Source organism: Novosphingobium sediminicola (genome assembly GCF_014196525.1).
GTDB lineage: Bacteria > Pseudomonadota > Alphaproteobacteria > Sphingomonadales > Sphingomonadaceae > Novosphingobium > Novosphingobium sediminicola.
This window is the reverse complement of sequence record NZ_JACIDX010000002.1, coordinates 147,337-159,305: the sequence shown is the minus strand read 5'-3', so window position 1 is coordinate 159,305 and position 11,969 is coordinate 147,337. Positions and strand designations below refer to the sequence as shown.

The 11,969-nt window shown below is 61.8% G+C and carries 8 protein-coding genes and 1 riboswitch; of the genes, 5 read left to right on the top strand and 3 right to left on the bottom strand.

The window, feature by feature from the left end:
* Nucleotides 1-34: 34 nt before the first annotated feature.
* A riboswitch (TPP riboswitch) is annotated at nucleotides 35-143 on the top strand.
* A 33-nt stretch (nucleotides 144-176) separates the two neighbouring features.
* From GGR38_RS03300 to GGR38_RS03285, 4 genes are read left to right on the top strand one after another with little or no spacing between them, the layout of a single operon-like run.
* Entirely contained in the window at nucleotides 177-2,477 is a 2,301-nt protein-coding gene (locus GGR38_RS03300; protein WP_425497038.1) for a TonB-dependent receptor, read from the top strand.
* A 4-nt stretch (nucleotides 2,478-2,481) separates the two neighbouring features.
* Nucleotides 2,482-3,618: a phosphotransferase enzyme family protein gene (locus GGR38_RS03295; RefSeq protein ID WP_183622625.1), complete on the top strand. Its 1,137-nt coding sequence runs from the start codon at nucleotides 2,482-2,484 to the stop codon at nucleotides 3,616-3,618.
* Nucleotides 3,618-4,181, top strand: coding sequence for a nicotinamide riboside transporter PnuC (gene pnuC, locus GGR38_RS03290; protein ID WP_183622623.1), 564 nt, complete (start codon nucleotides 3,618-3,620; stop codon nucleotides 4,179-4,181). Before GGR38_RS03295 ends, pnuC begins: the two co-directional genes overlap by 1 nt.
* A gap of 2 nt (nucleotides 4,182-4,183) precedes the next feature.
* A complete protein-coding gene (locus GGR38_RS03285; RefSeq protein ID WP_183623006.1) occupies nucleotides 4,184-4,543 on the top strand; it encodes a hypothetical protein in 360 nt (119 codons plus the stop codon).
* Between the two features lie 3 nt (nucleotides 4,544-4,546).
* On the opposite strand, the gene GGR38_RS03280 is transcribed toward GGR38_RS03285, so the two are convergent.
* Nucleotides 4,547-5,191, bottom strand: a complete 645-nt coding sequence (locus tag GGR38_RS03280) for a TetR/AcrR family transcriptional regulator (RefSeq protein WP_183622621.1) — start codon at nucleotides 5,189-5,191, stop codon at nucleotides 4,547-4,549.
* A 138-nt stretch (nucleotides 5,192-5,329) separates the two neighbouring features.
* Here GGR38_RS03280 and GGR38_RS03275 point away from each other — a divergent pair, with 138 nt between their 5' ends.
* Nucleotides 5,330-7,633 carry a TonB-dependent receptor gene (locus GGR38_RS03275; RefSeq protein ID WP_183622619.1) on the top strand — a complete coding sequence of 768 codons (2,304 nt, stop codon included), beginning with the start codon at nucleotides 5,330-5,332 and terminating at the stop codon, nucleotides 7,631-7,633.
* A 49-nt stretch (nucleotides 7,634-7,682) separates the two neighbouring features.
* Here GGR38_RS03275 and GGR38_RS03270 read toward each other — a convergent pair whose 3' ends face one another.
* On the bottom strand, nucleotides 7,683-9,986 hold the full coding sequence (locus tag GGR38_RS03270; protein ID WP_183622617.1) for a TonB-dependent receptor: 2,304 nt from the start codon (nucleotides 9,984-9,986) through the stop codon (nucleotides 7,683-7,685).
* A 232-nt stretch (nucleotides 9,987-10,218) separates the two neighbouring features.
* On the bottom strand, nucleotides 10,219-11,967 hold the full coding sequence (locus GGR38_RS03265) for a patatin-like phospholipase family protein (RefSeq protein WP_183622615.1): 1,749 nt from the start codon (nucleotides 11,965-11,967) through the stop codon (nucleotides 10,219-10,221).
* Between the last annotated feature and the right edge of the window lie 2 nt (nucleotides 11,968-11,969).

Genomic DNA, 11,969 nt, shown 5'->3' with positions numbered 1-11,969 from the left:
GGTCTTTTCACCGGCGCAAAGAAGGCCTAGAGGGCGCGCATCCCCGGGGGGCCGCTATGCGCGGCTGAGAGGTGGTCAGCAGACCACGACCCGCTGAACCTGATCCGGTTGATACCGGCGTAGGGAGGGTTGGCGGCAGGTCCGTTGTCTCTCCCGATGGAGTGCGAGAGACGATGATGACCGATATGATCCGTATGCGTTTGATGGGGTGCAGCGCGCTGGCGCTGGCCATGGCCGGTTTTGCGATGCAGGCCAAAGCCGCCGAAACGCCCGCCGATGCCAATGTTATCCGCGTCATCGGTCATCCCGACCCCGAAGGCCTTCTGCCCGATCAGAGCGCGGCCAAGGCGATCAGCGCCATCTCCACCGCCTTTATCAGCAAGCAGGCGCCCACGCTCAACGCCTTTCAACTGGTCAACCTGCTGCCGGGCGCGAATGTGTCTTCCAGCGATCCTTACGGCCTTTCGACCAGCTCCAGCCTGACCATGCGCGGTCTGGGGCAGGATGAGATCGGCGTGCTGATGGAAGGCGCGCCGCAGAATGACATCGGCTATTACTATGCCTATCCCTCGCAATTCGCCGATGCCGAGAATGTGCGGCAGGTGGCATTGGCGCAGGGCGCGGTCGATCTGGATTCGCCGGTGCTGGGCACGGCGGGTGGGCTGCTCTCGCTCAGCCTTGATGATCCGGCGAAGAAGCGCGGCGCGTTGGTCGATTTCTCGCTGGGGTCTTATAATGAACGGCGCGCCTTTGTCCGGTTTGACACCGGCGTGATCGGCAACAGCGGGGTTCGGGCTTTCGTCTCCTATTCGAACAACCGGGCCGACAACTGGCGGGGTGCGGGCTATGACCTGCGCAACCATATTGACGGCAAGCTGTTGAAGGAATGGGGCGAGGGCAACCGCGCGAGCCTCGCCATCTCGTTCAATTCGGCCAAGACCTCGACCTATCCCGGCCCTACGTTGGCCGATTGGCAGACCTATGGGCGCGGATATAATTTCGACAAGAATTATACGACCGGCGACACCAATTACTGGCGTTTCTATCGCGCACCGTTTCGCAATATCTATCTGTCGGCCCCGGTGCATCTGCGCTTCAATGACCGGCTGAGCCTCGACACGACCACCTATCTGCAATGGGGCTATGGCAATTCGCCCTATGGCACGCAATTGGCTACCACTGGCAATTACCTTGGCACCGAGGCGCTGACCCAGCCGATCACGCTGCCCGGCGCGGATGCCAGTGGTGTGGCCACGGTGCTGGGCAATTGGACCGGCAACCAGTTTCGCGGTGGCAATGTGACCAAGCTGGTGTTTCAGGCGGGCGCGCATCGCCTGACCGCCGGGGTGTGGTTCGATTACGGCAATGACCGCGTGATCCAGTCTTACACCTCGGTTGGCGCTGATGGGCAGGTGGTCGACGAATGGGGCTATCAGGACCGCGCCATCCGCACCGCCGATGGCCGGTTGCTGGCCTATGAGAACGCGAGGACGCTGACTGTTTCGAAGGCTTTCTTTGTGGCCGACAGCATCGCACTCACCGACCGGTTGACCGCCGATCTGGGCTTCAAGGGCGTTGATGTGCTGCACAGCGGGCGCAATTTCCTGCCCGGCCCGCAATCAGGCGTCCATTTCGACAGTTTTGCCGCGCTGCCCCGCGCCGCGCTGCATTACCGGATTGACGAGCGGCAACAGGTGTTCGCCAATATCACCACCAATTTCCGCGCGCCCAACGAATATACGCTCTACAACACCTATGATTATGGCGAGATCAGCACGCAGGGCACGACTGCGCTGAAGAACGAATATTCGGTGTCGGAGGAACTGGGCTATCGCTATATCGGGCCGAACCTGTCCTTCTCGCTGACGGGTTTCCATTACCATTTCCGCAACCGCCAATTGTCCACCGTGATCGACAGCGGCGGCGCGCTGGTCTATTCCACGATCAACGCGGGCAGCCAGACTTCCTATGGCATTGACGGCGAGATCGACTGGCGCCCGGCCAAGGGGGTGAGCCTCTATGTTTCGGGCGAATATCTGCACACGCGGATCGACAGCGATCTGGCCGTGGGCAATGACTGGCTGCCGACCAAGGGCAAGCAGGCGGTTTCCAGCCCCAGTTTCCAGTTCGGCGTGGGCAGCACCTATGACGACGGGCGTCTGTTCGGCAGCACCGCGCTGAAATATGTGGGCCGCCAATATTCCACCTTCATGAATGATGAAAGCATCCCGGCCTATGCCACGCTCGACCTGTCGCTGGGCATGCATCTGGCCGAATGGATCGATGGCAAGCGCACTGATCTGCGGGTGAATGCGATCAATCTCACCAATCCGCGTGTTCTCTCGGGTGTGCAGAGCGTGGGTCTGAATGCGCAGGATACGATCGGGCGCAATGGCACGGTCATTTCCGGCGCGGCGCCTTCCTATTATATCGGCGGCGGGCGCGCTTTCGTGGTGACGTTGGCGCGCGCGTTCTGATGCTATGAGCGGCGCCCCGCATCTTGTCCACGGGCATCTTGTTCATGGGATGGGGACCGAATTGGAGGCCCCCGTCTGGCCCGCGATCACGCCTGAGGAGGCGGGCGCGGTGCTGGGCCGTTTCGCGCAGGCGGGGCGCCTGATCGCGCTGCACTGGCATTCGCCGCGCCCCTTTTCAGCGGCCACGCTGGTAGAGGCCGAGGGGGGCAGGTTTATCTTTAAGCGGCACCACAGGGATCTGCGCTCGCTCGATGCCTTGATGCAGGAGCATGGCTTCATCGCCCATCTGCGCGCTGCGGGGGTGAATGTGCCCGAGGTGATGGCGGCCGAAGGCTGCACCGCCATCGCGCGGGGCGAGTGGACCTATGAACTGCATCGCCTTTCGCCCGGCCTGGATCTGTATCGCGAGCGGCACTCGTGGACGGGTTTCCTTTCGCCCGACCATGCCAGTGCGGCGGGCCGGGCTTTGGCTCGCCTGCATCTGGCCGCGCGCGATTATGCCGCCCCGCCGCGCGGGACCGATCCGCTGATCGCAGGCTGGACCATCCTGCCTGCATCCGATCCGATGGCGGCGGTGCAGGCCTATGTGACGGCAAGGCCCGCGCTGGCGCGATTTCTGCAAGACCGGCCATGGCGGGAGGAGATGGCCGGGCTGCTTTGCGCTGTCCCGCCGGGTTTGGCTGAACAAGCCCCCCTGTGGACCCATAATGACTGGCACCCGTCAAACCTGCTCTGGACGCCGGAAGGAGAGGTGGCGACGATCTTCGATTTCGGTCTGGCCACGCAAAGCTGCGCGCTCCACGATCTGGCCACTGCGTTGGAGCGCAGCGCTATTCCATGGCTGGAGATGCAGGATGGCGCTGCGATCAAGGGCGATGTGGGCGCCGCGCTTGGGCTTATCACCGCCTATCGCGAAATGCTGCCGCTGAGCCTTGCCGAACTTGATACGTTGCTGGCCCTGCTCCCGCTGGTCCATGTTGAATTTGCCCTGTCCGAAGTCGATTATTTCGCCGGCCTGCTCAATGATCCGGCGCAGGCGGCCATGGCGTGGGATGGCTATCTGATCGGTCATGCGCGCTGGTTCGCCTCGGCGGCGGGGCAGGCGTTTCTGGCGGATGTGCGCCGGGGGGCGGGGGCCTGATGTCGGCGCTCGAAATCGTCGCGGTGGCGATCAGCTTTCTCGGCATCTGGCTGACGGCCCGGCGCGCGATGCTGTGCTGGCCGGTCAATATGCTGGCCTGCGCGCTCTATTTCAAACTGTTCCTCGACGTACGGCTCTATTCCGACATGGTGCTTCAGGCGCTGTTTGGCTTGGCCATCCTTTACGGCTGGTTCGCATGGGCGCGCGGGCGGGGCGATGATGGGCGGGTGGTCGTGCGCCCCTTGCCCATCGCAGAGGCGGCCGCAGGGCTGGCGGCAGGCGCACTGGGCGCGGTGGTGATCGGTTGGTTCACCAGCCATTATACCGATGCCGCGCTGCCCTGGATGGATGCCGGGCTCAGTAGTTTCAGCCTTGTTGCGCAATATTGGACCGCCCGGCGACAGGCGGCCAACTGGCTGCTGTGGATTGCGGTCGATGTGCTGTATGTGGGCATGTTCGTGTTCAAGGGCCTGTGGCTGACAGCAGGACTTTATGGAGCGATGGTGGGGCTGGCAGTGCTGGGCTATCGTCGCTGGCGGCAGGAAAGCGCGGGAGGCAAGTGAGCATGGCGGATGAGGAATGGAATGGCGATGCCGTGCGAGGCTGGCTGGAGCGCCGAATTGCCGCATCGCAGACCGATCAGGTCCGCGCCGAGCGGGCGGGGCGCGATTATGAGGATGATTACGACAAAGCGGCCGCCGAGGAATGGGTGTGCCGTCAGGCATGGCGCCATCCTTCGACCGGGGATCAGGCGGAATTTGGCAAATATCTGAAATCAGTGCTGGATCGCGACGAATATAGTCGCACCGGCGTCTATAGCGAGCGCCGGTTCGAGCGCGAGGTCAAGACCTGTCTGCGCAAGCTGATGAAGATGGCGAAAGCAAATGAGGGCTTTGCCAATACATCCCATTTCCAGAAAGGGTAAATTCTACTCCTTTCCTCTGGCTATCAACTCTTCCAGTTCGTCGACCTGTCCGCCGGGCGCCGCCAGTTTCAAAAGCTCGCTGAGCAGGCCGATGGGGGCGGCGGTGTCGATCCCGCCGGGGATAATGCGATTGGCGATGGAGATTCCCCGCACCGCCCAGACCATCAGCCGTTTGACCGCCAAGGCCGATTCCGCCTTGCCCCCAAGATCGGCCCGCATGGTTGCCAGCGCCGCCTCTTCGACCTCGGCCTGACGGTTGCGCACCGTTTCGGTCAGGTCTTTGTCGCTCTGGCTGGCCAACAGGATTTCCAGCACCGCAATGCCTGAAGGCATCCCCAGCACCTCCATCAGGATTCTAGGCCAGTCATAGATGTTCTGGCCCTGCTGCTCCTGCGTGACCAGCCTTGTGTAAATGGCCATTTCCCGCCGATAGACCTCGGCCACGACCTCGGACATCAGCGCGGCGCGCGTGCCGAACTGGTGCAGGATGGCGCCTCGGCTGACCCCGGCCCTTTCCGCGATCAGCGTGGTGCTGGCCGCCGTATAGCCCTGTTCATGGATCGTGGCGATGGCCGCGTCGATCAACGCCTCGCGGGTTTCGGCGGTCCGCTCTTCCTGACTGCGGCGAGTTCGGGGTTGCTGGGTCATTGCTCCATCCTTTGCTGATGCATGAAAAGCACAGATGGCAAGAAGCATGCAAGGATGAACTAACATGCGTTCTTGACTGAATGTAAGTTGATGGATAGCTGCATCGCCCAACGAAACATTCCTTGAGGGAGGATTTCCATGAAGATCTGGTCGATTCTGGCGGGCGCAAGCCTGTCTGCGATGGCGCTTGCCGCGCCTGCTGTGGTTCACGCGCAAGACAATAGCGGCGAAATCATCGTCACTGCCCAGCGCCGCCCCGAACGTCTGCAAAACGTGCCGGTCAGCGTGACCGCAGTGTCCTCGGACATCCTCAAATCGCGCGGCCTTAACGATTTGACGCAAATGACGCTGGCCGCGCCCAGCCTGCAATCGGGGGCGGACAACAATTTCTCGGTGCGCGGGGTGGGCACTTCGGCCTTTTCGAACTCAATCGAATCCAGCGTTGCCTATGCGCAGGATGAGGTCAATCTGACCAATGCGGGTCTGGTTTACAGCTTCTTCGATCTGGCGCAGGTCGAGGTGCTCAACGGGCCGCAAGGTCTGCTGTTTGGCCGCAATGCCTCGGCGGGTCTGGTCAATGTCAGCAGCGCCAAGCCGCAATTGGGCAAGACCAGCGGGCAGTTCGATCTGGAGCTGGATCGCAGGCCCACGGCTGCCAATGATTCCTATGGCATCGTTGCGCGCGGAGCGGTGAATATTCCGCTGGGCCAGACGGCCGCGTTGCGACTGGCCGGTTTCAATGAATATCAGACGCCGCTGGTCAATTTCAGCGGGCCGTTGAATCCCGGCGTTCGCAATGAGCTGAACCTGCGCCGCTTTGGCTTGCGCGCCAGCCTGCTGTATAAGCCGAACGAGGCTTTCAGCCTCTATGTTATGGGCGATGTGGGGCAGGATCGCGGCGTGTTGGGCCTGTTCGATACCACCTATCGCAGCCTTGGCGCGGGCAGCCTCAATGCGGCCCCGCTGGCCGCCACCGGCATCACGGCCAGCCCCGGCAACCTCACGCTGGCGGGCAACGGCGGTTATTACCGCGATCTGGACCGCAACGGCCTGCAAGCCAAGGCCAGCTATCTCTTCGACAATGGCATCGAGATCAGCAATATCGCCGCATGGAAGGGCTTTACCCGCAAGCAGCAGCTCGACACTGACGGCACCGGATCGAACGGGGCCGACATCAACGCCAGCTCGACCAGTTTTAACCAGTACAGCAATGAATTGCGCATCGCCCTGCCCAGCGAAAACCGGCTGAGCGGGCAGGCGGGGCTTTATGTCTTCCGCTCGACCCTGAAAGAAAACGGGCAGATCGCGGGCAACAATTATTTCCCCGCCTTCCTGCTGCCTTCCTATCCCTTCTGCGTGGGGGCGGCGGCGGTTTCAGGCGCTTTCCCGCCCACCTGCTCGGTCAGCAACAATTACTTCCTAGGCTTTGACCGCGTGGTGCGCCAGACCAATGATGGCCTCGCCGCATTTGGCCAGTTGACCTATAAGGTGACCGATGCGCTGCAACTGATCGGCGGCGCGCGCGTCACGCGCGATATCGTGTCGATCCATCTGGTGCAGAACCAGCAGAAATATTTCGTGCCCTTCGGCGTGGTCGAACCGGGCCGCAGCGAGCGCGTGGTGAACACCAATTTCAGCTATAAGCTGGGCGCGCAATATAACCTTAGCCGCGATCTGATGGCCTATGGCACCTATGGGCGCGGCTATAAGGGGCCGGGTTTCAACAATAATGAGGTGAGCACCAGCGCATCGCTGGCGATCAAGCCGGAAACCAACGAGAATGTCGAGATCGGCGTCAAGACGAGCTGGCTGGGGCGCAAGCTGATCGTCAATATCTCGGCCTTCAGCTCGAATTTCAGCAATTATCAGGTGCAGTCCTTTGACCTGACCACCTCGTCCTTTGTCACGCAAAATGCTGCCACGGTGAAGAGCAGGGGGGCGGAACTGAGCATCACCGCGCGGCCACTGCCGGGTCTGACGATCAGCACGAATGCGACCCTGCTCGATTCCAAGTTTGGCAATTTCCCCGGCGCGCAATGCTATCCGGGACAGGGATGCAGCACGTTCAACGCCGCCGGGCGCGCAACCCCGCTGGCGCCCAAATTTACCGGCACGGTGGATGTGAACTATGAATTCAACACCGCCCATCCGGTTCGCCCCTTCATCGGCGCGAATTTCTATCACCGCTCGTCGATGAATTTCACCACCCAGCCCTATCCGGGCACGACCTATGGTCAGAGCAACATCTGGGGCGGCACCATTGGTCTGAAGGCGGATAACTGGCGCGCCTCGGTCTTCTGCAAGAATTGCAGCGATCAGCGCGTTCCCGGTTCGCTGGGTCTGGAATCGGGTGATGGCAATTCGGGCATCGCCACGGTGACCCAGCGCTATGGCATGAATTCGTTCCGCACGATCGGCCTGCAACTGGGCTTCAACTTCTGATCCAAAGGATGGTCGAGGCATTGCGGCCTCGACCATCCCTTTCGTTTACTTAGAAGTGATAGGCAAAGCGCATCCCATAGGTGCGCGGCGGCGCCAACGTGCCATAGGATACGTTGAGAATGGGCCGGTTGCCCGCCCGGACCAGCACGGCGCGATCCTCGATATTGTTGATAAAGCCGGTCAGTTCCCAACGCCGATCCGCGCCTTCCAGCGTCAGATAGGCATCCGACATGCGATAGGCGGCCTGCTTCTCATTCTCCTGAAAATTGACGTTGAGATAGAAGTCCGACTTGATCGCCGTGCGCGCGCCCGCCACCAGTTTCATCCCGTTTTTCAACGTGAACGTATGGGCATAATCCAGATTGAGCGTCCATTTGGGCGAATAGACGGTGGGCTTGCCCGAACAATCGGTATCATAAAAGCGCGCAGCATTGACGCCGGGGTTGGCAAGGCGGCTGCCCGTGACGGTGCATCCCGTGGGCACGGGGGCCCCGGTATTGGAAAACACCGCGGTCTTGAGACTGTTATAGCGCCCATTGAGATATTGCAGCGTCGCGCCGAACTGATCGCTTTGGGTCGGGGCGAAGCGCAGTTCAACCTCGGTGCCGTAGATCCGCGATTTGCCCGCGTTCACCGTCACGCCGCCCTGCGTGTAAAGCCCGCTGGACGAGGGGACGCCGCCGACGAAGGAAATCTGCTGGTCCTTGTAATCCCAGTAAAATCCTTCAAAATTGAGCTGCAACCGGTTGCCCATAAAGCGGTTCTTGCTGCCCAGCGTATAGGCGGTGAGCATTTCCGGGGCGAAAGTGTTGTTGGGCGGGGCGGCGACGAAGAAACCGCCCGCCTTGAACCCGGTCGACACATTCGCATAGACCAGCGAACGCGGCCCGGCGTCAAATTCCACGCCCGCCTTCCACGTCGCCTTGTTAAAGGACAGATTGCCGGTAAAGGCCGCCCCCAGCGGCGGATTGACAGCATTGGGCAATCCGCCTGCGGCCAGCGATGTGGTCTGGCTCCTTGTCTCATGGGTATAGCGGCCCCCGGCAACAAGGCGCAAACGCGGCGAGACGAGATAGGTCAATTGCCCAAAGCCAGCGATGCTCTGCGTCCGTAATTGCGGGTTGAACAGCGTGGTGGCCAGATTGCCTTGCGAGAAATAGTTGATTGCGCTCTGATCCTCGGAGAAATAAAAGCCGCCAAGGACATAGCGCAGCGAGCCTTCATCCTTTGAGGCAAGCCGCGTTTCCAGCGACATCTGCTTTGACCGGTCGCTGACCTGAAGCATGAAGCCGGGGAGGTAGGAGCGGTAATTGGACGAACTGCTGCGATAGGCCGGGATGACGGTCAGCGTGGCAAAGCCTAGGTCGCCTTCGGTCTGGGCGCTGATGCCCCAGAAATCGCCGTCCATATAGCCATCGCCGCGCGGCGCCATCACGCAGCCGCTGGTGACCAGTTGTCCCAATCCGCCGCAGAAGGGCGGACCGGCAACACCGGCGGCATAGGATTGCAGCGCGGCCACCGAACGCGGATCGGACCCGCCGATGCGCGCCGACAAGGCGGGAGCACCGGCCACCGAACTGGGCAGCAGCACATTGCCCGAGCCCTTGCCATGCTGGTGATAATAATCGGCCACCAAGGTCATCGACCAGTTGGACGAGGGCTTGATCAGCAGCGAGGCGCGGCCCGCCTCGCCCTTGTCATCGTCATAGCCGTCGGAGAGATAGCCGTTGCGATCAACCACCTGACCGGCAAGACGCAGCGCCATGATCGGGCCAAGCGGCAGATTGATGGCCGCCGAGGCCTTGCGGGCCTGATAATTGCCCACTTCCACATTCACATCGCCGCTCACTTCGCCCAGCTTTGGCCGGTTGGGCAGCACGTTGATCGCGCCGCCTGTGGCATTGCGGCCGTAAAGCGTGCCCTGAGGGCCTTTCACCACTTCGACGCGCTGAAGATCGTAATAGACGCCCGAAGGTGCGGTGGGGCGGGCAATGAACACGCCGTTGAAATTAAAGCCCACCGCGTTTTCGGCATAGGAATTGCCCGCCTGTGTGCCCACGCCGCGCACATAGATGCTGGTGGTGCCGCCCGACGGCTGAACCGACAGGGCGGGGGCCAGCCTTTGCAGGTTAGTCGTATCGGAAATTCCGGCGCGGATCAGATCGGTGCCGGACACCGCCGTGATGGCTACCGCCGCCTTTTGCACGCTTTCGACCCGGCGCTGGGCGGTGACGACAATATCCTGCAACCCGGCCTGCGGCGCACTGTCCGAAGCGGACTGCGCGTGGGCGGCCTGAACTCCTGTCAGCGCGCATCCCAGCATAAGGCCGGCCCGTAATGTGCTGAATCCCATGAACTCTCTCCCTCTGTTTTCGCTGGCGATTGTGGTTCGCCTTTGATTCTTCATTTGATATCTACATTTGTAGAAAAATGCCGCCATGTCAAGCAAGGGCGCGCGAGGGAAAGCGCCCCGGACGGAGGTCTTTGAAACACGTGTCTATCTGTCGTGAAGCCGGAGCGGGACGATCATGGGAGAAGGCGTCGAGGCCCCGTGCGGGGCTTCCCGAAGCCTCCCCCAATGCGCTTTAAAGCTGGCCGCGATCCTTCAGGCCGCTTTCGATACTGCGGAACAGCTTGTCCATGAACAGCGCTTGCAAGATCCTGATGAAACCGGAAATGCCCTGCCGTTGCAGCCAGTTGCCGCCCAGATTGCCCGCGATATTTCCACGCAGCGCGCCGACACGGCCGTCGATCCGGCTTTTGAGCGTGTCAAACTCGGTCGGCGTGATCTTGGGCCAGACCGGCAAGGGCACCTCGTCTTTGGCGCTGCCGCAAAGGGGAATGATGCAGCGCTCCGCCGCGCCCGCGCCCGGTTCGAACACCGGGTTTTCTGCTTTGAGCATAAAGGATGTCATCAGAAACTTTTGACAATTGCGCCGCCCAAGCTGGAAATCATGATCGCGATAGGCCCGGTGGATAAAACCGCCAAAGCCGCCCAGCACCCCGCTGGCCAGAGGAAAGGGTTCCGCCTTATCAGCGCCGGGCGCGGTCCGGCGCGGAGCGACCATAAAGCGATTGCCGACATTTTCATCCGCCGCTGCCAGCAGCAGGTCCGGCTTGAAGCGGACATGCTGGCGCAGCGAGGTGAAGAACTGAGCGGCCAGATGGAGGATATCGGATTTCTGAGCGTCGGATGCCGGATAGGCGGGCGCATCGGGAAAGGGCGCGATCATGATGACGGCCTGCGTGGCATGGGCCAGATCATTGGCCGATGGTGGCTGATCGGGGGCGGGCAGGGCGGCGATCGCATATTCGATCGGATCATTGTCTATCACCCCGCCATCGGAGGCAATATAATCGGCGTTCTGATCGGGCGGCGGAAAAACGGGGGCGATAAGGCTGGAGCGAAGGCTCATCTGGGGAAAGAGCCGCCCGGCGTAATCGCCCCGCGTGGCCGCGATAAAACGCGGCGCCAGCCCGATGGGAAAGGCCGCCGAGGCCAAAATCGTATTGCCGAACCGATACCAGTCCGCCCATGTCGATCCCGACGGCAGCAACAGGCTTTCCACCGGCAATTGCGTCTGGGCGGGGCCGGTCAATTGCGCCGCATAGAGCGATTGCGCGGGATCTCTCTGGCCAAATTCGGAAACCGTGGCCGCCGTGCCCAGACCGGAAAAGCGATAATGCGCCCGGTCGGCGTGATTGACCATGGGATAGTCGCCATTCTGCAGCTTGAGCGCAAAGGGGATGCCGCGATTGTTGGTGGTGGTCAGATAGATGTGCAGGTCTTGCGGCAAATAGGCCCGGACGCGTGGCGCAGAACCCAACGGCTGGACGGCGCGCGCGGCGATATAGTTGAGCAACTGGCAGTTGAGCAGCGAGACGGCAAGGCTGCCCTTGCCTGCCGCCGAGGTCAGGTCGCTGTCGGTCAGAAAGTCGATGTTCTGCAATGCGGGCGGCACGGGCGGGTTGCGCATCGCGGCAATATCGGGATCGACCGTGGGCGGGGCGACCAGCCGGGGCCAAACGACCCATGTTTCATACAGCAGCGGCGCCCATGCCTGATAGGCCTGCTTGCCGGGCTGGGGCGCGGCAAAGGCGCGGGGCGCATCGCCGCGCGCGAGGGCCATCGTGCTGACCGCCGCCGAGATGGCCCCGGCCGATGCGCCGGTCAGCACCTTGATGGTGACGCTGTGGCGGGGCACATCGACATGGGGATCGCTCTTGGCTTTCTCCCATTCGTCCAGCGCCTGAAACAGGAAATCCAGCACGCCCGCGATATAGGCCCCGGCAGACACGCCGCCTGAGCACGACAGGCCGATCTCAAAACTCATGG